The 18,509-nt window shown below is 71.9% G+C and carries 22 protein-coding genes; 10 read left to right on the top strand and 12 right to left on the bottom strand.

Annotated features, from left to right (window positions below; genetic code table 11):
- Positions 1-360 precede the first annotated feature (360 nt).
- The 3 genes from FLV34_RS32505 to FLV34_RS32495 all read right to left on the bottom strand — a co-directional run bounded on the left by FLV34_RS32505 (position 361) and on the right by FLV34_RS32495 (position 1,782).
- Positions 361-678: a DUF952 domain-containing protein gene (locus FLV34_RS32505; protein ID WP_147944905.1), complete on the bottom strand. Its 318-nt coding sequence runs from the start codon at positions 676-678 to the stop codon at positions 361-363.
- Entirely contained in the window at positions 675-1,352 is a 678-nt protein-coding gene (locus FLV34_RS40860) for a TetR/AcrR family transcriptional regulator (RefSeq protein ID WP_168066420.1), read from the bottom strand. The genes FLV34_RS32505 and FLV34_RS40860 overlap by 4 nt, the downstream gene beginning before the upstream one ends.
- A gap of 106 nt (positions 1,353-1,458) precedes the next feature.
- A complete protein-coding gene (locus FLV34_RS32495) occupies positions 1,459-1,782 on the bottom strand; it encodes a multidrug efflux SMR transporter (RefSeq protein WP_142650994.1) in 324 nt (107 codons plus the stop codon).
- A 64-nt stretch (positions 1,783-1,846) separates the two neighbouring features.
- Between FLV34_RS32495 and FLV34_RS32490 the strand changes: the two genes are divergently transcribed.
- The 3 genes from FLV34_RS32490 to FLV34_RS32480 all read left to right on the top strand — a co-directional run bounded on the left by FLV34_RS32490 (position 1,847) and on the right by FLV34_RS32480 (position 5,652).
- Positions 1,847-2,758: a hypothetical protein gene (locus FLV34_RS32490; protein ID WP_142650995.1), complete on the top strand. Its 912-nt coding sequence runs from the start codon at positions 1,847-1,849 to the stop codon at positions 2,756-2,758.
- A 396-nt stretch (positions 2,759-3,154) separates the two neighbouring features.
- On the top strand, positions 3,155-4,231 hold the full coding sequence (locus FLV34_RS32485; protein WP_147944904.1) for a radical SAM protein: 1,077 nt from the start codon (positions 3,155-3,157) through the stop codon (positions 4,229-4,231).
- A gap of 272 nt (positions 4,232-4,503) precedes the next feature.
- Positions 4,504-5,652 carry an epoxide hydrolase family protein gene (locus FLV34_RS32480; protein WP_142650997.1) on the top strand — a complete coding sequence of 383 codons (1,149 nt, stop codon included), beginning with the start codon at positions 4,504-4,506 and terminating at the stop codon, positions 5,650-5,652.
- A gap of 157 nt (positions 5,653-5,809) precedes the next feature.
- Here FLV34_RS32480 and FLV34_RS32475 read toward each other — a convergent pair whose 3' ends face one another.
- A complete protein-coding gene (locus FLV34_RS32475) occupies positions 5,810-6,694 on the bottom strand; it encodes a sigma-70 family RNA polymerase sigma factor (protein ID WP_142650998.1) in 885 nt (294 codons plus the stop codon).
- 82 nt (positions 6,695-6,776) lie between these two features.
- On the opposite strand from FLV34_RS32475, the gene FLV34_RS32470 reads away from it, so the two are divergent.
- The 4 genes from FLV34_RS32470 to FLV34_RS32455 all read left to right on the top strand — a co-directional run bounded on the left by FLV34_RS32470 (position 6,777) and on the right by FLV34_RS32455 (position 9,071).
- Positions 6,777-7,226 carry a carboxymuconolactone decarboxylase family protein gene (locus tag FLV34_RS32470; RefSeq protein ID WP_147944903.1) on the top strand — a complete coding sequence of 150 codons (450 nt, stop codon included), beginning with the start codon at positions 6,777-6,779 and terminating at the stop codon, positions 7,224-7,226.
- A gap of 137 nt (positions 7,227-7,363) precedes the next feature.
- Complete coding sequence (locus FLV34_RS32465; protein ID WP_142651000.1) at positions 7,364-7,804, top strand: Hsp20/alpha crystallin family protein; 441 nt, start codon at positions 7,364-7,366, stop codon at positions 7,802-7,804.
- Between the two features lie 62 nt (positions 7,805-7,866).
- Positions 7,867-8,184 (top strand): MerR family transcriptional regulator, encoded by a 318-nt coding sequence (locus FLV34_RS32460; RefSeq protein ID WP_142651001.1) that lies wholly within the window; start codon positions 7,867-7,869, stop codon positions 8,182-8,184.
- A gap of 125 nt (positions 8,185-8,309) precedes the next feature.
- Entirely contained in the window at positions 8,310-9,071 is a 762-nt protein-coding gene (locus FLV34_RS32455) for a mitomycin antibiotics/polyketide fumonisin biosynthesis protein (protein ID WP_142651002.1), read from the top strand.
- A 113-nt stretch (positions 9,072-9,184) separates the two neighbouring features.
- Here FLV34_RS32455 and FLV34_RS40855 read toward each other — a convergent pair whose 3' ends face one another.
- Both FLV34_RS40855 and FLV34_RS32445 read right to left on the bottom strand, forming a co-directional pair.
- Positions 9,185-9,331, bottom strand: a complete 147-nt coding sequence (locus tag FLV34_RS40855) for a hypothetical protein (protein WP_168066422.1) — start codon at positions 9,329-9,331, stop codon at positions 9,185-9,187.
- A gap of 15 nt (positions 9,332-9,346) precedes the next feature.
- The gene (locus FLV34_RS32445; RefSeq protein WP_142651003.1) at positions 9,347-9,784 is read right to left on the bottom strand and encodes a MerR family transcriptional regulator; all 438 of its coding nucleotides are present in this window, start codon (positions 9,782-9,784) and stop codon (positions 9,347-9,349) included.
- 70 nt (positions 9,785-9,854) lie between these two features.
- Between FLV34_RS32445 and FLV34_RS32440 the strand changes: the two genes are divergently transcribed.
- Entirely contained in the window at positions 9,855-10,475 is a 621-nt protein-coding gene (locus FLV34_RS32440; RefSeq protein WP_221890001.1) for a class I SAM-dependent methyltransferase, read from the top strand.
- On the opposite strand, the gene rox is transcribed toward FLV34_RS32440, so the two are convergent.
- Positions 10,470-11,969 carry a rifampin monooxygenase gene (rox, locus tag FLV34_RS32435; protein ID WP_147944902.1) on the bottom strand — a complete coding sequence of 500 codons (1,500 nt, stop codon included), beginning with the start codon at positions 11,967-11,969 and terminating at the stop codon, positions 10,470-10,472. The two genes, FLV34_RS32440 and rox, sit on opposite strands and share 6 nt — an antisense overlap.
- 267 nt (positions 11,970-12,236) lie before the next feature.
- Here rox and FLV34_RS32425 point away from each other — a divergent pair, with 267 nt between their 5' ends.
- Positions 12,237-12,416 carry a hypothetical protein gene (locus tag FLV34_RS32425; protein WP_142623945.1) on the top strand — a complete coding sequence of 60 codons (180 nt, stop codon included), beginning with the start codon at positions 12,237-12,239 and terminating at the stop codon, positions 12,414-12,416.
- 15 nt (positions 12,417-12,431) lie between these two features.
- Here the strand turns inward: FLV34_RS32425 and FLV34_RS32420 are convergent, their stop codons facing one another.
- The 5 genes from FLV34_RS32420 to FLV34_RS32400 all read right to left on the bottom strand — a co-directional run bounded on the left by FLV34_RS32420 (position 12,432) and on the right by FLV34_RS32400 (position 17,091).
- On the bottom strand, positions 12,432-13,337 hold the full coding sequence (locus FLV34_RS32420) for a TIGR03620 family F420-dependent LLM class oxidoreductase (RefSeq protein ID WP_142651007.1): 906 nt from the start codon (positions 13,335-13,337) through the stop codon (positions 12,432-12,434).
- 101 nt (positions 13,338-13,438) lie between these two features.
- Positions 13,439-13,771 carry a helix-turn-helix transcriptional regulator gene (locus tag FLV34_RS32415; protein WP_142651008.1) on the bottom strand — a complete coding sequence of 111 codons (333 nt, stop codon included), beginning with the start codon at positions 13,769-13,771 and terminating at the stop codon, positions 13,439-13,441.
- Positions 13,772-13,830: 59 nt separating this feature from the next.
- Positions 13,831-14,985 (bottom strand): Ig-like domain-containing protein, encoded by a 1,155-nt coding sequence (locus tag FLV34_RS32410; protein WP_260617479.1) that lies wholly within the window; start codon positions 14,983-14,985, stop codon positions 13,831-13,833.
- Between the two features lie 208 nt (positions 14,986-15,193).
- A complete protein-coding gene (locus FLV34_RS32405; RefSeq protein WP_147944901.1) occupies positions 15,194-15,982 on the bottom strand; it encodes an isocitrate lyase/phosphoenolpyruvate mutase family protein in 789 nt (262 codons plus the stop codon).
- On the bottom strand, positions 15,979-17,091 hold the full coding sequence (locus tag FLV34_RS32400) for a cytochrome P450 (RefSeq protein WP_147944900.1): 1,113 nt from the start codon (positions 17,089-17,091) through the stop codon (positions 15,979-15,981). The genes FLV34_RS32405 and FLV34_RS32400 overlap by 4 nt, the downstream gene beginning before the upstream one ends.
- Positions 17,092-17,406: 315 nt before the next feature.
- Here FLV34_RS32400 and FLV34_RS32395 point away from each other — a divergent pair, with 315 nt between their 5' ends.
- Positions 17,407-18,498, top strand: coding sequence for a hypothetical protein (locus FLV34_RS32395; RefSeq protein WP_142651011.1), 1,092 nt, complete (start codon positions 17,407-17,409; stop codon positions 18,496-18,498).
- Positions 18,499-18,509: the final 11 nt, after the last annotated feature.

Below are 18,509 nucleotides of genomic sequence, written 5' to 3'. Positions count from 1 at the left end.
CGCCGACCTGTACAAGGAACGCAACACCGTCGAGCGCCTGATCAACAAGCTGAAGGCCTGGCGAGGCATCGCCACCCGCTACGACAAACCCCCTGCGAGCTACCTCGCCGGCCTCCACCTCCGCGCCGCGATGATCTGGATTAAAGACCTCACCCAGGCCACCCCTTGATCACAACCAAATACACGCCCTAGTGGAGGAGACCTTCTCCGAGGTCCCCGCCGCGCTCGCCTGCCCCGCCTGACGATCTCGTGCGACCACGCCGGTGACGTGGGGCTCGGCGAAGGCGGGGCAGGCGGCCGTGCCGGTCACGACCGAGGACCACGGCGGGCGGTGGCCGGACGTGTCGGGACGCCGGCGGGTCAGTGGGAGAAGGGCGTGACGGCCGTGACGGCGGCCACCGGGATCGGCCCGTAGATGTGGGGGAACGCCTCGTCGGCCCCCTCGGGCACCTCCAGCCTGACCGGGCAGCCGAGCCGGTCCTCGTCGATCTCCAGCAGCACCAGGGGCTCGGTGACGTGCCCGTAGTTGCGGCCCGCCACACCGCGCGCCTGGCCGAGGTCGGCCGAGGCGTGGATGAAGCCCTCCTCCTCCAGCGTCCGGCCGAGGGTGGAGACGCGGTATTCGCCCGCCGGGACGGCCGCGTCCCAGTCGGCGGCCAGCGCGAGATGGAAGATCATGAGCCGACCCTAGCGGGCGGGGCCAGCGCGGCCAGCGCCCGGGCCACCGCCTCCCGTGCCCGCTGCCTGCCGTCGGGGCGGGCCTCGACGACCTCCTCCACCCACAGTCCCGACAGCAGCCCGGCGACGAAACGCACCTCCCCGGGCCCGCAGGGGTAGCCGGCGCCGCCCAGCACCGCGGCGACGATGTCGTCGCAGCCGTCGGTCCAGGCGCGGGCGATGGCCTGCAGCGCCGGGTCGCGGCCCGCCTGCAGGTACAGCTCCCACAGGCCGAGCTGGCGCAGCCGGTCGGAGGCGTACACGCCGGTGAGCGTCTCGGCGACCGCGAGCGGCGTACGGCCGGCGAGGTGGTCCACCGCCGCCCGCATGCGGGCCAGTTCGCGCTCGACCAGCAGGGCGAACGCCTCGGCCAGCAACTGGTCGCGGCTGGTGAAGTAGTAGGAGGTGGCGGCGAGGGGCAGCCCGGCCCGGCGGGCGACGGCCCGGTGCGTCACGGCGGCGAACCCGCCGTCGCCGAGCAGGTCGACGGCGGCGTCCAGCAGCGCCTCCCTGCGGCGTACGGCACGCTCCTGCGGGCGCCGCGGCTGGGACGAGACGGGCGCGACGGCCCGCGCGGCGACGCCGCGTGAGCGGGCCGCCGCCGGGACGGGTGCGGGCCGGTCCTGATCGGGCACGCCGTGTTCCTCCCCTGGATCGTCGGGGCTCCCCGCGGGCCGGGGATCCGTAGGGATCACGCTTAGCGGGCACGCGCCGCCGGGTCAAACGACCGGCGCCGATCGATCAGTGGGCGCCGGCGAGGTTGAGGACGGCGACCCCGGCGATGATCAGGGCGATGCCGGCCGCCTTCACGAGGTTCATGTTCTCGCCGAGGAACAACGCGCCGATCAGCGCGATCGCCGCGGTCCCGGTGCCCGCCCACACCGCGTACGCGATGCCGACGGGCATGCGGAGCTTGAGCGCCCAGGCCAGCAGCAGGAACGAGGCGATGTAGCCGACGGCGACCACGATGGTCCAGCCCCAGCGGGTCAGGCCGTCGCTGAGTTTGAGCGCGGAGGTGGCCAGGACCTCCGAGGCGATCGCGCCGACGAGCAGGAGCCAGGCCATGGGAACCCCATTGATAAAAACGGTACGCTTGTCCCAATTTTACGCTCCATGGCGCGGCAAAGCCATGGGCGGGCCGACCAGGGGCTCCAGGCTTGTCGGCCCGATCCCGCTGCTGCTGTCGTTCGTGCTGTTCCCCGCCGCTGTCGGGATCGCGATCGTGCGGCACGGGCTGCTCGACATCCGGCTCGTGCTCTCACGCGCCCTGCTGTACGGCCTGGCGGTGTCGGCCGTGATCGCCGCCTATGCCGGGATCGTCACCGGACTGTCGCTGCTGGTGCCCGCCAACGCCGATCGCGGCGTGTCGATCGCGGCGGCCATCGTGGTGGCGATCGTGGTGGCGATCGGATCCACACCGGTACGGCCGGCCTTCCAGCGCCTGATCGACCGGGCCCTGTACGGGCTGCGTTCCGAACCGTGGACGGCCGCGGCCAGCATCGGCGAGCGGCTGCAGCACGACGACGACCTCGCCGCAGCGCTCGACAGAACCCGTACCGCGCCGCGGCTGCCCTGGCTGGCCCTGCACGGGCTGCCCGAGCCGGTCCCCTCGGGAACACCCGCCGCCGAGCACGCCGAGCTGCCCCTGCTGTACGGCGGCCAGACCGTCGGCACCCTGGTGGTCGGGTTACGCGCGGGCGAGCACGCCCTGCACGCCGCCGACCGCCGTGCTCTCGACCTGGTCGCGACCCCACTGGCGGTCGCCCTGCACGCCACCATGCTCAGCCGGCAGGTCTCGCAAGCCCGAACCGCCGTGGTGGAGGCGACAGCGGCCGAACGAGTCCGGCTCCAGCGCGAGCTGCATGACGGCCTGGGGCCCGACCTGACCATCACCGTGCGCGACGACGGCACCCCGGCGTCGTCGTGGCAGCCCGGCGTCGGCCTGCGCTCGCTCGTCGAACGGGCCGAGGAGGTAGGCGGCCGGGCCAGCGCGGGGCCCACGCCGTACGGCTGGCAGGTCAGGGCCACGCTCCCGCTGTAGCTCACGTCACTGTGCCTGATTGCCGCCCTACGCCACCGCCACCCGGATCTGCTGGGCTTCCCAAGCCGGCTGGACCAAGGCGGCGCCGAAGCCATCGCCACACTCCTCGAAGGCTGACCCCTCCGCGGCCCCGGGCGCCGCGCCGCGCCGACCGCCACGCCCGACCGCCTCGCCAGGCCGCCGTGCTCCAAGCGCCGAGCTTCGACCCCCCCCGCCGGCCCCGGCCGTCGCGGGGCCTGCACGGGCGGGGCGCGTGCGGGCGTGGACACTTGGCGTGAGCGTCGAATGCGTGTTCTACTGAACCTCATGCGTCGCGACGCCACTTCCCGTGCGGAGGACCAGCCCGCTGCGCGGCCACGCGGGCAGCAGCAGACGGTGCAGGAACCCGGGCAGCCCATGCGACAACCCGCACCGTCCGAACAGCACCAGACCCGGCACCCTGCGCAGCCCAGTCCCCGGCCTGGACAGTCGAGACGGTCCGCGCAGGCCGGGCAGCCTGAGCAGCAGTCGCTCGTCGTCGAGGGGCCCGCACGCCCGCGCATCGAGCGGCAGGCCGTCACCCGCGTCTTCGACGGCATCACCTGCTATGAGGTGCCGGCACGCGTGGCGATCGAGCGGGTCCCCGAGGCGGCCGAGCTGCCCTTCATGTACGGCGCGAGCCCCTATCGCGGCTGCGAGTCGGGCTGCGGCTACTGCACCGCCCGGCGCGGCCACCGCTACCTGGGGCTGGATCCGGGCCGCGACTTCTCCACGAAGATCGTCGTCAAGACCGACCTGGCCCGGCGGTTGCGGCGCGAGCTGGGCTCCCCGCGCTGGAGCGGCGAGCCGGTCGCGCTGGGTCTCACCGGCGACTGCTACCAGCCGGCCGAGGAGATCTACCACCTGATGCCCGGCGTCATCCGGGCCCTCGCCGACGCGGCCAACCCGTTCACCGTGCTCACCAAGAGCCCCCTCGTCCTGCGTGATCTCGACCTGTTACGCGACGCCGCGAAGGTGACCCAGGTCGGCGCCCTGGTGTCGGTCGGCTTCGTCGACGACCGCCTGCGGCGCGCCGTCGAGCCGGGGGCCGCGACACCGCAGCGGCGCCTGGAGATCTGCGCGACGCTGAACGACGCAGGCATCCCCTGCGGTGTGCTGATGGCGCCGATCCTGCCGCTCATCACCGACTCCACCGATCACCTCATGGCGACCGTACGGCGGGCGGCCGAGGCGGGCGCGGTCAGCGTGACGCCCGTCGTGCTGCGCCTGCCCGCGGGCGCGCGGGAGTGGTACATGGGGTGGCTGGAGCGTGAGCACCCCGGTCTCGTGCCGCGTTACCAGGCGCTGTACGGCAAGGGCCAGGTCGCCGAGGACGGCTACCGGCGGCGGATCGCCGAGCAGGTGCGCGTCCTCGCCGAGACCTACGGCATCGGCAGGGACGCCCGGCGGTGGCGGCGGCGCCGGTCCCCCGCCCGCCAGCTCGCCCTCGTCTGACTCCCCAGGCGGCCCGGGCCACCGGTCCCGTACCGCCCGGGGCCGTGGCAGCACCAGGCCGTGGCAGGACCGGGCCGTTCAAGCGACGGGACGGACGACGCGTTGTGGACGACCCGTTGTGGACGACCCGTTGTGGACGGCGTCGGAAATCGGCACGCTTGCCCGCATCGCCCCGGCCCGCGGTCAGAGCGTCCCGGCCGTGGCGTTTTTCATCCGCTTCGTGCCGGACGTAGAGGACGGTGGCTGTCCTCCACGCGGGGCAGGCTGACGCCGTGAGCACACCACGACCGTTTCGCATCGACATCCCGCAGGCCGATCTCGACGACCTGGCCGGTCGTCTGGCCCGCACTCGCTGGCCCGACGAGCTTCCCGGCGTCGGCTGGTCCTACGGGGTGAACAAGGACTACCTCATGGGGCTGGTCGACCACTGGCGCACCGGTTATGACTGGCGCGAGCACGAGGCCCGCCTCAACGAGGTGCCGCAGTTCACCACCGAGATCGACGGCCAGAACGTCCACTTCCTGCACGTACGCTCCCCCGAGCCCGGCGCCACCCCGCTGATCGTCACGCACGGCTGGCCGAGCACGGTGTACGACTTCCTGGACATCCTCGGGCCGCTGACCGACCCCCGGGCGTACGGCGGGGATCCGGCGGACGCCTTCCACGTCGTCGCGCCCTCGGTGCCGGGTTTCGCGTTCTCCGGGCCGACCCGTGAGACCGGCTGGGGGGCCGCCCGCGTCGCCCGGGCCTGGGCCGAGCTCATGCGGCGCCTGGGATACGAGCGGTACGGCGCTCAAGGGGGCGACTTCGGCAGCATCGTCTCCCCCGAGCTCGGCCGGATCGCGCCGGAGCGCGTGATCGGCGTGCACGTCAACGCGCTGGCCACCGCCTCGACACCGATCGGCCCCGGCGAGCTGGACAGGCTCACCGATGACGAGCGCGAGCAGGCCAGGTCGAACCAGGCGTGGTGGTACGGCCGCTCCGGCTACGCCACCCAGATGTCCACCCGGCCGCAGACCCTGGCGTACGCGCTCAACGACTCCCCGGCCGGCCAGCTCGCCTGGAACCTGGAGTGGTTCGTCGACTGGGATCCCACCCGCACCGAGCGAACCCCCGTCGACCGCGACACCATCCTGACCAACGTCACGATCTTCTGGCTGACCGCCACGGCGGGGTCGGCCGCGCGGATGTACCTGGAGACCGCGTCGGAGGCGTGGGGCCGGCGGCCCGCGCCCCCGCCGGTGCCGACGGGAGTGGCGAACTTCCTCGGCGACCGGGCGATCCGCGGGCTGGCCGAGCTGTCCAACACCGTCGTCCACTGGTCGCGGTTCCCCCGCGGCGGGCACTTCGCCTCACTGCAGGCACCGGACCTCCTGGTCGCCGACATCCGGGACTTCTTCCGGAAACTCAAGGCCCGGTAGGCGGCAGGCGGGTACGGCCGCGCGCGCCGCGGACACCTTGCGGCCCGAAGACACACAGCGCAGCGAAGACACAGCGCAGCGAGGACACACAGCGCAGCCGGACGACGCCGCGCAGCCGGAAGACACAGCGCACGTGGAGCCGATCTCCGGTGGGGGCTCACTCCGGCTGCGGCAGGTCGATGGCCGCGAGCTTGGCCGGGTCGGCCACGATCGCGATGTCGGTGATCCGGCCGCCGGTGATGGTGAACGCCATGACCGACAGCGGGGCGCCGTCCTCGCGCCATGCCACGTACCCGGGGAGGCCGTTGACGAGCACCGCCCGGCCTCGCACGGCCAGGCCTGCGGCCATGCGGCTCTGCGCGCCGGCGGCGACCTCGGTGGCGCCGAGGACGACGACCACACCGTGAGAGAGATCGGCGGTCAGCTTCACCTCGGGGTCGAGCACCCGCAGCAACCCCTCGAAGTCGCCGTCGCGCGCCGCCGCGAGGAACGCCTGGACCACCTCGCGCTGCTCTCGTCCGCCGGCAGCCGGATGCTCGGCCGTCTGCACCTTCCTGCGGGCGCGGCTGGCGAGCATCTTGGCGGCGGCGGTGGACCTGCCGAGGATCTTGCCGATCTCGTCGAACGAGACCGCGAACAGGTCGTGCAGCACGAACGCCAGCCGCTCGCTCGGCCCGAGCGACTCCAGGACGACGAGGAGCGCCAGCCCGACCGAGTCGGCGAGCGCCACGTCGTCGTCGGGCGCCGGGCCGGCGTCGACCGTCACGACGAGCGCGGGCAGCCGGTCGTCGTAGGACGCCTCGGGCCGGGCCTGACGCGACCGCAGGACGTCGAGGCTGATCCGGCCGACCACGGTGGTCAGCCAGCCGGCGACGTTGTGGATGGTCGCCGTGTCCTGGCGGGACAACCGCAGCCAGGCCTCCTGGACCACGTCTTCGGCGTCGGCGTGCGACCCGAGCATGCGATAGGCGACCGCGCGCAGCCGGTCGCGCTGGGCTTCGAACGCCTCGGTCACCGGGTCCGCGGGGCTGGTGTCGGACATGTTGTTACCTCCCTCGGATCTGCTCCGTCATGGGGATGACGGGCCCGGACGGGCCGAGGTAACCGACGAAGGAGCACCACCGATGGAAGCACGCATGAAGAGCCCGGCGAACCCCGACGTGACCACCGCGATCCAGCACCTGTTCAAGGCCGTCCACTCCAGCGGCGTGGACCCGCGCGTCCTCGAACTGGTTCACCTGCGGGCCAGCCAGATCAACGGCTGCAGCGCCTGCGTGTTCGCCGGGGTCGCGTCGGCCAAGAAGCACGGGGAGACCGACGAGCGGCTGCACAACGTGGTCGCCTGGCGCGAGGCGCCGTTCTTCACCGAGGCCGAGCGGGCGGCGCTCGCGCTGACCGAGGCCGCCACCCGGATCCAGGACGGCGCGCCGGGCGTGACCGACGAGATCTGGGACGACGCTACCGCCCACTTCGACGAGAGTGAGCTGTCGGCGATCATCTTGAACATCGCGCTCACCAACTTCTTCAACCGGATCAACCGTACGGTCCGGGAGCCGGCCGGCAAGGCCTGGTGACGCCGGGCGGAGACGCCGCTGCGGCGCGAACCCGAGGTCGCGGCGCCGCCGTCCGGACAGCTTGCATCCTGCGCGCAAGTAACTTATAAATGAAGTAGAAGGTTTCCTCCTATGGGAGTAACAAGAAGGAGGTTGCGATGCTGCTCACGTCGATCGACCCCTTCGTCCAGGAGTTCGAGCGGCAGTTCGACCGCATCGCCCGCTCCGCGTTCGGTGCGACCGACGGCGGCGGGGGTGTGATGCCCCTGGACGGCGTCCGCCGCAAGGATGACGTCGTGCTCCGGTTCGACCTTCCGGGCGTCGATCCCGACAGCATCGACGTCACCGTCGACCGCGGCGTGCTGACCGTCAGCGCCCGCCGCGAGGAGGAGCTCGGCGACGACGACCGGGTGTTCGTCAGGGAGCGCACGATGGGGCAGTTCACCCGCCGCGTCTACCTGCCGGAGCACCTGGACAGCGAGCGGATCGAGGCCGGCTACCACAACGGAGTCCTGACGCTGCGGATCCCGGTCCTGGAGCAGGCCAAGCCGCGCAAGATCGAGATCAGGAGCGGGGAGCGCAGGGCCATCAAGGCCTGAGCACCCGACCACCCGCGGGCCGGCGTCCTTGGTACGCCGGCCCGCCGCCGTACCCGGAGGTGATGATGCCCCGCCTGCCCATCGACGACGAGCACGCGCCTCTGTATTCGGTCGGCCAGGTCGCCGAGATGCTCGACGTCCAGCAGGCGTTCCTGCGCCGGCTGGACGAGTTCGCGGTGGTCCGGCCCCGCCGGTCGGCCGGCGGGCAGCGGCGCTACTCCCGCCACGACATCGGACAGGTGCGCTACGTGGTGGGCCTCGTCACCGAGGGCATGACCCTCGCGTCCATCCGCCGCATCCTCGAACTGGAGCGGGAGGTCGCGCGCCTCACCGGCGAGCTGGAGGCGGCCCTGCGCCGCCTGTCCGAGCTCGGCGGATGAGGCGCCGAGCGGTTCAAGCCGAGGGGTTCCGCCGATGGGCTCACGCCGAGGGGTTCCGTCGATGGGCTCACGCCGGGGGGTTTAATCGGTCGACATCGGTCGCCGGGCCTCGCTAGCGTCCCGCCATGGTTGCTTTCACCGACGCCGACCTCGACCGTTTCGTCACCGAGGGCTTCCTCAAGATCGAGCAGGCGTTCCCGCGCGAGACCGGCGACCGGATCAGAGACCTGCTGTGGCGGCAGATCGGGCTGTCCCCCGACCGGCCGGAAGACTGGACGAAGCCGGTGGTGTGGGCCGCCCCCGACCCCGCGGGGCGGGGCCCGTTCGGAGAGGCGATGCGCGCCCCGGCACTCGCCGAGGCGCTGGACCTCGTGGCGGGCAAGGACGGATGGGCGCCGCGCGGCACCATCGGCAACACGCCGGTGCGCTTCCCCCACCCCGACGACGCCGGGGACACCGGCTGGCACATCGACCAGAACGACCCCGGACCGGACGGCGCCTGGGGGAAGGTCGTTCTCGCGTCCCGCACGATGCTCGTGCTGGCGCTGCTGTCGGAGGTCGGTCCCGGCGACGCGCCCACCCGCATCAGGGTCGGCTCCCATCTCGACACGGTCCGCGTCCTGGAACCGTACGGCGAGCAGGGGCTGGAGTTCTTCGCCTCCGGCCCGGTGCTGGACGAGGCGAGCGCGCACCGCCCCGAGGCACTCGCCACGGGACTGCCCGGCGATGTCTACCTGTGCCATCCGCACCTCGTCCACGCCGCTCAGCCTCATCACGGCACCCGGCCGCGCTTCATGTCCCAGATGCCGTTCTTCCTGGCCGAGCCGCTGACCGCCGGCGACGCCACCCCTCTCGCCCGGGCCGTACGGCTCGGCCTCGGCGGCTGACCGGCCGCGACGGCCCGGCCCGCCGATGCGATGCCGGCCGGGCAGACCCACACCGGCCGGGCGGGGTCGCCGCAGGACATCGCCGAGACCGTGCACTGGCTCGCCTCGCCAGGTCACGCGAACGCCGCGAGCAGCTTTCCGATCTGCTGCGCGAGCTGCTCGCCGGACTCGGCGGCCCGAGCCTGACCGGGCAGGTGGGGGGGCCGACCCCGCACCAGTTCCTGCGGTGAGATGATCCCGGAGGTCGTCGAGCGGGCCATCGTGAGCGGCGGGAGTCAGTCCGAGTGGATCTGTTCGTGGACCTCTTTGAGAGTGCCTCCCGCGAGGATCGCCTCGATCCCCTTGGCGAAGTTGGGGCACTCGAAGATCTTCTCGTGCGGGCAGGCCAGGCCGTGGGCGATGGCGGTGCGTGCCACCTGCGCCCGGGCGATCCGCTGGTCCAGCTCGGCGAGCTTGCGTTCGTACAGTTCCCGCCAGCCGTCGTCGTCCAGGGAACGGGAGTCGACGAACGCCTTGGCCTCCCGCAGGGTGAACCCGACGTCCTGCAGCATCAGGATGAGGCCGACCAGCCCGACCGCCGAGGGCGGGTAGCGCCGCTGCCCCGAGACCCGGGCGGGCGGCGGCAGCAGGCCGAGCTCCTCCCAGTAGCGCAGCGCGGAGGTGGCGACGCCCGTGCGGCGCGCCAGCTCGCCGATCGTCAACTGCTCGTCCATTGACTTCAAGCGTACTTGAAGCCGTTGACTGGCGGGCATGCGGACAACAGGGACATCTTTCAAGCAACGCGTGATCGGATATCTGGTGGGCCAGGCGCATCGCCCGAGGGGCGTCGTCGGGTGGGCGAACGGGTGGCTGTTCGCCCTTCGCCCCTCCAACCGCAAGCGCAACGTCTGGGCGGTGGCGTTGCTGGACGTGCGGCCCACCGACCGGGTGCTGGAGATCGGCTTCGGCCCCGGCATCGCCATCGCCGCGTTCGCCGCCCGCGCCGTGCGGGGCCAGGTCTTCGGCGTGGACCACTCGCAGGCCATGGTGCGGCAGGCGGCCCGCCGCAACGCCGCCGCCATCCGCGCCGGCCGCGTGCACCTCACGCAGGCATCCGTGGCGGAGTTGCCGAGCTTCGGCGACCCGCTGGACGCGATCCTCGCGGTCAACTCGGTGGGGTTCTGGCCCGAGCCGGTGGAGCGGCTCGGCGAGCTGCGCCGCCTGCTCCGCCCCGGAGGGCGCATCGCGCTCGTCAGCCAGCCCCGCTGTCCCGGCGCCACCCGGGACACCACGGCCCGGGCCGCGCAGGAGCTGGGGGGCCTGCTCACCCGGGCCGGGTTCACCCGTCCGCGGGTCGAGACCCTCGACCTCGACCCGCCCGCCGCGTGTGTGCTCGCCGTCAATCCGGCCGGCGGGCCGTCATGACCGGTCCCCACGTGAGCCGGCGGGCTCGCCGAACCAGCGGCGGAGGTGGACGTCCAGGTCCCGCTGGTCGTCGCCGATCCAGGCGACGTGGCCGTCGGGCCGGAGCAGGACACCCGGAACGTCCAGCGCCGCCGCAGGATCGGCGAGGTGGTCGACCCGGTCCGGCCAGCCGCCGGCGGTCAGGCGTCCGGTGCGGTCCAGCAGCAGGCCGCGCCCGCGACGCAGCAGGTCGTAGAGGCGGCCCTGTTTCACCTCGATGTCGGGCAGACGGCGGCCGAGCAGGCCGGGGCCCTCGCCGAAGTCGTAGCGGACGCCGATCGCGGTGATCTTCTCGATGAGATATCGGTTCACCTCCTCGAAGTCCATCAGCTCGGTGAGCAGCCTGCGTACGGCCTGCGCGCCCGGCTCGGGGGACATCAGTTCCCGCTGGGCGCGGGTGTTGTCCAGCACGTCCGCGGCGACCGGGCGGCGTTCGGCCTGGTAGGTGTCGAGCAGGGTGTCCGGCGCCCAGCCGCGGACCTGCGCGGCCAGTTTCCAGCCGAGGTTCACCGCGTCCTGGACGCCGAGGTTGAGGCCCTGCCCGCCGATGGGCGGATGGATGTGCGCCGCGTCGCCGGCCAGCAGCACCCGCCCGGCCCGATAACGCTCGGCCAGCCGGGTGGCGTCGCCGAAGCGGGACAGCCAGCGCGGGGAGTGCACGCCGAAGTCGGTTCCGGCGATGGCGCGCAGCGCCTGCCGGAAATCCTCGAGGGTGGGCGGTTCCGCCCGGTCACCGGTTCCCAGGGCGGGGACGAGGACGCTGTAGACACCACCGCCGAACGGCCTGAGCCAGAACGACCTCGGGGTCTCGCGGATGCCGGCCATCGTGGCGGTGATCTCCTCCTGCGGCACCCCCACGTGCATCTCGCCCATCAGCGTCTCGTTCCGCGAGGGTTCGCCGGGGAAGCCGACGCCGAGCAGTTTGCGCACCGTGCTGCGCGCGCCGTCACAGCCGACGAGATAGCGCGAGCGCAGCCGTAGCCCGTCGGACAGCTCGACGGTCACGCCCTCGTCGTCCTGCTCGAAACCGGCCACCGCACAGCCGCGCCGGACCTGCGCGCCCAGCTCGGTCGCGTGTTCTTCGAGCAGGCGCTCGATGACCGGCTGCGGGATGCCCAGCAGATAGGCGTGCGCGGAGTCCAGGCCCGTGGGCGCGGGTTTGTCGATGGCGGCGAAGAAGCCGCCCGCCGGGCGCCGTCGCCCGTGCGGGAGGATCCGCTCCAGCAGTCCGCGCATGGCCATCAGCTCGATGCTGCGGATGTGCAGGCCGACGATGCGGACGAACGACTTGGGCTCTGTCTCCTTGTCCACGACGAGCACCCGCACGTCGTGGAGCCGCAGCTCGGCGGCCAGCATCGCGCCGGTCGGCCCGCACCCGGCGATGACCACGTCGTACGCGGGCGCGTGATCGGCATCGGAGGCGGGAGACGGGTCGCCGGTGAATGAAGTACGCATAGGTGGTGCCTTTCGGGAGTGCCTCGGCGCTCCCGGCGACACCTACGTCGATCGCCCGGCCGTGACGGGAAGGGGGAGCACCCACATCGATACAGCGTTCATGGGTCTCACCTCCTCGGGCGGTGTCACGGTCGACGGCACGCTACAAGCCCGATCACGATCTCGTCCAATCCTTTTCCCCGCCCTCTGATCACGACCCGGCCGCGGCGGCCCGCCGCTCCCGGTGATCGGAGATGGGCCGGGCGGCACGGGTAGTAATCTGCCTTCATGTTCCACCGCAAACCCATCGAAGAGCGCATCGCCGAGCGCGTGGCGAAGCGGCCTCCGTTGAAGGAGGGCAAGCACTTCGAGCACCGCCCCGCGCTGATCGTGTTCTGCGTGGTCATCGCGCTCGTCGCGCTGAAGATCGTGGGCGCCTTCGCCCTCATGAAGTGGGGCGTGCAGTAGGACCCCGGCCGCCCCTCAGGCCGTGCGCCGTACGCCGGCCTGCTGGGGCAGCAGCGCGTCGCCGAGCATCCGCCAGTGCGGCATCGCGGATTTCCCCGGCTCGACGCCGATGACCTGGATCGCGACGTGGTCGGCTCCGGCGTCGCGGTGGGCGCCGAGCTTGGTCACGATCGTGTCGAGGTCCCCCCAGAACACCAGGTCGTCCACGAGGCGGTCGCTGCCGCCGCCGGTGAAGTCCTCGTCCGTGTAGCCCAGCCGCCGGAATTTGGCGATGTTGTACGGTGTGTTCAGGTAGCGGTGGAGGTGCTCGCGCGCGGTCGCGCGGGCCCGTGCGGGATCGGATTCGAACAGCACCGCGTGCTCGACGCCCAGGAACGCGTCCGGCCCGAGAATCTCCCGTGCCCGGGCGGTGTGCGCCACCGTGACGTGGTAGGTGAGGGCGCCGGCGGAGCGCTCACGGGCCAGCTCGAGCATCTTGGGCCCGTACGCCGCCAGGATGCGGCGCATCGGCGTGCGCGGCAGCGGGTTGGGCGTCGTCAGCGCGTCCATCTCGTCGAGATATCCGGCCATCGCCGCGAGCGGCGTGGTCCCCGGCCGTGGCACGCCGCCGAATCCCAGGCCGAGCACGTGCCGTCCGGGGTAGGCGTCGGCCAGGAGCAGCGCGGCGCCGTACGCCCGCGGGGCCTCGCGCGACCAGATCTGCGCGATGCCGTTGATCACGGTGATCCGCCGGGTGCAGGACAGCAGATAAGCGGCGTGTGTGAACGCCTCACGCCCCACCAGCTCCGGGATCCAGAACGCGGGCCATCCTCGATCCTCCAGTTCCTGGACCGACTCGCGAATCAGCGCGGCGGGCTGATGCTCGAAGTCGAAGGTGTAGATGCCGAACCCGCCCAGGTCCAGGCCGCCGAGGTCGCCCATCGGTGATCTCCTCACGCTCGCCTCATATCAACATATCGAAGTATCGCAGATCTTCGATATGAAGGTCCACGCTAGGGCCACGCCATCCGGCGTCACGGTTTCTAGAGGGTCTCTCCGAGCGTGGCGACGAGCCGGGCGATGCGCTGCTCGTCGCGCTTGTAGTGGGTCCACTTGCCGACCCGCGTGGCCTTCACCAGGCCCGCCCGCTGCAGCTCGGCCATGTAGGCCGACACCGTCGACTGCGCGAGACCCGTCCTGGCCTGGATGTGGCTCACGCACACCCCGACCTCGGCCGGGTCGGCGATCGCCTCCTCCAGCGGGAAGTGCCGCTCGGGCTCACGCAGCCACATCAGCAGCTGCAACCGCATCGGGTTCGACAGCGCACGCAACGCCTCCACCAGCCCGGGATCCGGCAATGCCACGGTCTCCGCCATGAACCCAGGCTACCGCCCACCCACCGAGGTATCGGGATTCCTCGATGCAAGCGAGGGCATCACGATTCGAGGGCGCTACCCTGCTGCCACTTGCTGAACGGCATCTGCCAGAAGCCCCAGCCGTTGTTCCACTCCAGGATCCGGTTCGTACCGACGATCTTGACGACGTCGCCCCGGTGGAAGTTGTCGTAGAACCACTTGGCCTGGGAGGGGCTGGCGTTGATGCACCCGTGGCTCACGTTGGCCCGGCCCTGCGAGCCCACCGACCAGGGCGCGCTGTGCACGTACTCGCCGCTGTTGGAGATGCGCACCGCGTGGTTGACGACCTCCTTGTAGTAGCCGGGGTCGCCCTCCTTCTTGCCCGGGGAGATCATCGTGACCGGGTTGCCGCGTTCCATGGTCAGGTGGATGCCGCTGGTGGTTGTGTACTCGCGGGTGGTCGCCATGCCGGCGCTGATCTTCATGGTCTGCACGACCTTGCCGTCGCGCCGGACCACCATCATGTGGGTCTTGGTGCTGACCGAGCTGATCCAGGCGGCGCCGATCTTGATGGTGGTGCTGTGGTCCTCCATGCCGTACGTGTCCGGCCCGGCCTTCACACCGGTCAGGTGCGCGGTGAACTTGACCTTCTGGTGCGCGGGCCAGTATTTGGCGGTGCGGTAGATGACGTACCTGTCGTCGATCCACCGCCAGGCGCCCTTGACCGGCTTCTCCGCGTCCACCTCCAGGGCCTGCTCCACGGCGGCCTTGTCCTGCACCGGCGCGTTGAACCTGACCATGATCGGCATGCCGACGCCGACGGTCTCCCCCTTGATGCCGGGGGTGACGTCCACGACCTCCAGCCCGACCTTGGGTTTGAGCGTGGTGAAGCGGCTGGTCGCGGTCGCCGGGCCGCCCTCGCCGGTGGCCTTGGCCGAGACCGTGTATTTGGCGGAGGGCTTCAGCGGTTCCTTGGAGGTCCACTTGGTGTGCGTGGAGTCGAACTCGCCGTCGAGCGTCTTGCCGCCCGCCCTGACGGTGACCTCCTCCAGCTCGCCGTCCGAGGCAGTGACGACCACGGTCTTGTCGGGGCGCACCTTCGCGCTGCCCGTCGCCGGGCTGATCGTGATTTTCGGGGCCGGGATGGCGGGCGCGGCGTCGCCGGAGTTCCCGCCCGTCGAGTCCGGCGTGCTGGATCCACCGGAGCATGCCGACAGAGATGCGGCCAAGACCACGGCGACTCCGGCGATCGGCCACCTCGAACGACTTCCAGTGCTCAGCACAACTACTCCCCCATGAGCGCGAAGGGCACCATAAGACCTTATTCGGGGTTGCCTCCTATGTTGGCATTTTCTCCGGTGCTTAGGTCACATTTCGGTCGCTGTTCACTGTGCCCGTCCCAAGAAACGGTAAGGTGCGCGTCAAGTCTGATCAAGCGGCGGGTCATGCGCCCGTCGTGGCGAGGACCTGCACGTCCTCGTACGAGGGAAGGCCTGTGGGGATCCGCTCACCCGTGGCGACCGCCCGGGCGGTCTCGGCCACCGCGTGCAGTGCGGCCCGCAGCAACAGCGATCCGGTGCTGATCCGGCGCACGCCGAGCGCGGCCAGACCCGCGACGGTGTGACGGCCGGGCAGGAACAGCACGTTGAGCGGCAGGTCGACCGCCTCCACCAGCGCCCGGATGTCGTCGCCGCCGGCGACCCCGGGGACGAACACCCCGTCGGCCCCGGCCTCGGCGAAGGCCCGCAGCCGTCCGACGGTCGCGGCCAGGTCCCCGGCGCCCAGCCAGTAGGTGTCGGTGCGGGCGTTGACGAACAGCCCCGGCGCCTTCGTCTTGACCGCCGCGATCGTCTCGCACCGCTCGCCGAGGTCCGCCAGCGTCCCGTCCGGCCGGCCGTCCTCGATGTTGACGCCGGCCACGCCGAGCCCGGCCAGCTCGGCGGTGATCTCGGCCACCCCTTCCGGCGTGTCCGCGAAGCCGCCCTCGATGTCCACCGACACCGGGCACGGCAGCCCGGCCAGCCGCCGGGCCAGCGCCAGCGTCTCCGCCGCGGTGGCGCCGGTCGCGTCGGGCTTGCCCGCGGCCGCGGCGACACCGAGGCTCGTGGTCCCGATCGCGGCGAACCCGGCGGCGGCCATGACCGCCGCCGAGGCGTGATCCCACGCGTTGGGCAGCACCAGCGGCTGGTTCGCGTGGTGAAGGGCACGGAAGGTTTCGGCGTGGGTGCTCATCGGGGTCCTTTCACGGTGGCGGCGCTCTCCAGGTGGAGGCAGGCGGGGACGCGCAGGTTCGGCGACGGCTCGTAGGGGATCTCGGGGTCGGCGAGGCGGTGCGCGAGAGCGGCCTCCACGACGCCCGCCGCCAGGGCGAGCGCGGCCCCCTCCCCCGGGCAGGGCCGGATCCCGCTGCCGAACCCCAGATGCCCGCCGCCCCGACCATCCGAGTCGACACGGGCGGGATCGACACGGGCGGGATCGAAACGGTGCGGGTCGGGGAAGACCTCGGGGTCGCGGTTGGCCGCCGCCAGGTCCAGCACGACGACGGCACCCGCAGGCACGAGGACTCCTCCGGCCGTGGCGTCCTCGGCCGCCACCCGGCGCGTGAGCCGTACAGGCGGGTCCCATCGGAGGGTCTCGGTGAGCAGCGCCTCGACCGGCCACCGTACGGACAGGTCGGCGGGCAGGCGGGTCACGACGGCGAGGGTGTTGCCCACCAGGCCGGCGGTGGCGTCGCACGCCTGGATCAGCGCCGCCGCCACCGCGGCCAGCAGGCCGGGGTCCGGCTGTCGCCCGTCGCCCAGCCCGTCGCCCAGCGCGCCGGCCAGCACGGCCACCGCCGCGTTGTCAGGAGACACAGCCCCGGGAGACACAGCCCCGGGAGACGCAGCCTCAGGAGACGCGGCGCCGGTCGTCGTACTGGGCGCGGGAGGGAGGTGGTAGGCGGCGGCCATGGCCGTCACCGCCTCGGCCACCTCCTCCCGCCGGCCCTGCGGTACACCGAGCGCGGTGGCGAGGACGCCGACCGGGACGCGGCGGGGGATCCTCGCCATCACGTCCACCCGGGCGCCGCCCGCCAGTTCGGCCACGGCCCGCTCGCGGGCCTCGCGGCGCAGCCGTACGGGGTCGAGGGCGTCGATCAACTCCGCGACACGCGCGCGGCGGTGGGCGTGCTCGGCTCCGTTGCTGAATCTGCTGACCGCTCCCCGCAGCCACGCCATCCCCGATCCCGGTTGCGCGGCGGGGGCGGCGGGGACCAGGAAGCGGGGATCGGCGAGCACGGCGCGCACGTCCGCGTGCCGGGTGAGCCGCCGTTCCGGTGTGGCGGGCTGATCTGCTGTCATCGGTGGCCGGGGGCGCGTGGAGGCCGCCCCCTCCCCCCTTCCGATGGTGGTCGTCGTCTCCCCGGCAGGCTAGGGCCGTGATCTTTCGGCGACCGTCGAAAGATGAACGTTTCACGCCTAAATGTGCGATGTGCGAGGTCTGGGCCATTGGGTCTTCTCAACGAGCGGTCCCCGGGTTATCACAGGGCGGGAGGCCGCTGGTGATCCCCGCGCCCCACTAGAACGTTCCACGGCTCCACGAATGGGCACCACGCGCCGGAAACCCGGCGTCGACATCTCGTACGCCCACTGGGCACCACCGCGATGGAGGACGGCATGCGTCTGTTACACTCCGTGTTCACCCGATTACTACTGTTGTGCGCGCTGGTCGGCGGCGGCGCCGTCGCCGGGGCGGGGGCCGCGAACGCGGCGGTTCCCGACGTGTGGGGGTTCGCCTACGTCGACACCAGCTCCGGCGTGCCGAACCTGTCCTACCAGGCCGGCAGCTGGACGTCCGGCGCGGTCACCGTCTCCCCCGGCGTCCCCGGGGAGTACTACGTGCGGTTCCCGAACATCGGCATCCCCACGGGCGGAATCGCGCACGTGACCGCGATCTCGCAGACGGCCGAGTGGTGCCAGATCGAGAAGTGGGGCCAGTCCGGCCCCGACGAGATCGTCGTGGTGCGGTGCTACCGGTTCGGCGGAGGCCCGGCCAAGGCGCTGTTCTCTCTCGTCTTCGCCAGCAGCAGCGGTGCGCTGTCCTCGGCCTCGCAGGCGTTCGGCTACGTCTACTGGGACGGCAGCTCCATCGCCTCCGACTACAACTCCTCGCTCGGCGCCAACGCCGTCTTCCCCGGCTCTACCGGCGTGTGGACCGTCTGGCTGCCCGGGCTGGGCTCGTCCGTGGCGGCGGGCGACATCCAGGTCACGGCGGTGGACTCGACCCAGCCGGCGCGGTGCAAGGTGGGCGCCTGGAGCTGGGCGCCGTCCGGGCAGAAGATCCAGGTGCTGTGCCACGACGCCACCGTCAACCCGCTCGACACCGGCTGGACCCTCACCTACCAGCGTGAGCGGGCCATCACCGGAGCGTTCGCGCCGCCGAAGCTGTTCGCCTACACCTTCGACAACGTCCCGGCCAACCCCGGGCCGTACGCGCCGGTTCCCCCGCAGATCAACTTCAACTACCCCGGCGCGGTCAACACGGTCCAGTCGGCCGGCCTCGGCCTGCGCCTGGTGACCTTCCCCAAGGTCGGGGCGCTGCCCAACAACGTGCAGGTCACGGCGTACGGGCCAGGTCCTGAGTTCTGCAACCTGCTCACCCTGTGGACGACCGCGGGCTCCGACGTCTACGTCCGCGACGTCGCCTGCTACAAGGCCACCACCAGGGTCAACGAGGCGTCGTTCGTGACGTACACCTCGGTGTACTGACCAGGCAGGGG

It is taken from the genome of Microbispora sp. CSR-4, assembly GCF_008033685.1.
Lineage (GTDB): Bacteria > Actinomycetota > Actinomycetes > Streptosporangiales > Streptosporangiaceae > Microbispora.
Note: the sequence above shows the minus strand (reverse complement) of the source record. Positions and strands in the feature narration are given on the sequence as shown.

Excerpts from the sequence above, each read along its gene's own strand:
- FLV34_RS32460 (WP_142651001.1), top strand. The coding sequence starts at position 7,867 with ATGATGCCCCGCCTGCCCATCGACGACGAGCACGCGCCTCTGTATTCG.
- FLV34_RS32490 (WP_142650995.1), top strand. The coding sequence starts at position 1,847 with ATGGGCGGGCCGACCAGGGGCTCCAGGCTTGTCGGCCCGATCCCGCTG.
- rox (WP_147944902.1), bottom strand. The coding sequence starts at position 11,969 with ATGCGTACTTCATTCACCGGCGACCCGTCTCCCGCCTCCGATGCCGAT.
- FLV34_RS32405 (WP_147944901.1), bottom strand. The coding sequence starts at position 15,982 with ATGAGCACCCACGCCGAAACCTTCCGTGCCCTTCACCACGCGAACCAG.
- FLV34_RS32420 (WP_142651007.1), bottom strand. The coding sequence starts at position 13,337 with ATGGGCGACCTCGGCGGCCTGGACCTGGGCGGGTTCGGCATCTACACC.
- FLV34_RS32485 (WP_147944904.1), top strand. The coding sequence starts at position 3,155 with ATGCGACAACCCGCACCGTCCGAACAGCACCAGACCCGGCACCCTGCG.
- FLV34_RS32475 (WP_142650998.1), bottom strand. The coding sequence starts at position 6,694 with ATGTCCGACACCAGCCCCGCGGACCCGGTGACCGAGGCGTTCGAAGCC.
- FLV34_RS32395 (WP_142651011.1), top strand. The coding sequence starts at position 17,407 with ATGCGTCTGTTACACTCCGTGTTCACCCGATTACTACTGTTGTGCGCG.
- FLV34_RS32415 (WP_142651008.1), bottom strand. The coding sequence starts at position 13,771 with ATGGCGGAGACCGTGGCATTGCCGGATCCCGGGCTGGTGGAGGCGTTG.
- FLV34_RS32455 (WP_142651002.1), top strand. The coding sequence starts at position 8,310 with ATGGTTGCTTTCACCGACGCCGACCTCGACCGTTTCGTCACCGAGGGC.
- FLV34_RS32445 (WP_142651003.1), bottom strand. The coding sequence starts at position 9,784 with ATGGACGAGCAGTTGACGATCGGCGAGCTGGCGCGCCGCACGGGCGTC.
- FLV34_RS40855 (WP_168066422.1), bottom strand. The coding sequence starts at position 9,331 with ATGGCCCGCTCGACGACCTCCGGGATCATCTCACCGCAGGAACTGGTG.
- FLV34_RS32400 (WP_147944900.1), bottom strand. The coding sequence starts at position 17,091 with ATGACAGCAGATCAGCCCGCCACACCGGAACGGCGGCTCACCCGGCAC.
- FLV34_RS32495 (WP_142650994.1), bottom strand. The coding sequence starts at position 1,782 with ATGGCCTGGCTCCTGCTCGTCGGCGCGATCGCCTCGGAGGTCCTGGCC.
- FLV34_RS32470 (WP_147944903.1), top strand. The coding sequence starts at position 6,777 with ATGGAAGCACGCATGAAGAGCCCGGCGAACCCCGACGTGACCACCGCG.
- FLV34_RS32505 (WP_147944905.1), bottom strand. The coding sequence starts at position 678 with ATGATCTTCCATCTCGCGCTGGCCGCCGACTGGGACGCGGCCGTCCCG.
- FLV34_RS32425 (WP_142623945.1), top strand. The coding sequence starts at position 12,237 with ATGTTCCACCGCAAACCCATCGAAGAGCGCATCGCCGAGCGCGTGGCG.
- FLV34_RS32465 (WP_142651000.1), top strand. The coding sequence starts at position 7,364 with ATGCTGCTCACGTCGATCGACCCCTTCGTCCAGGAGTTCGAGCGGCAG.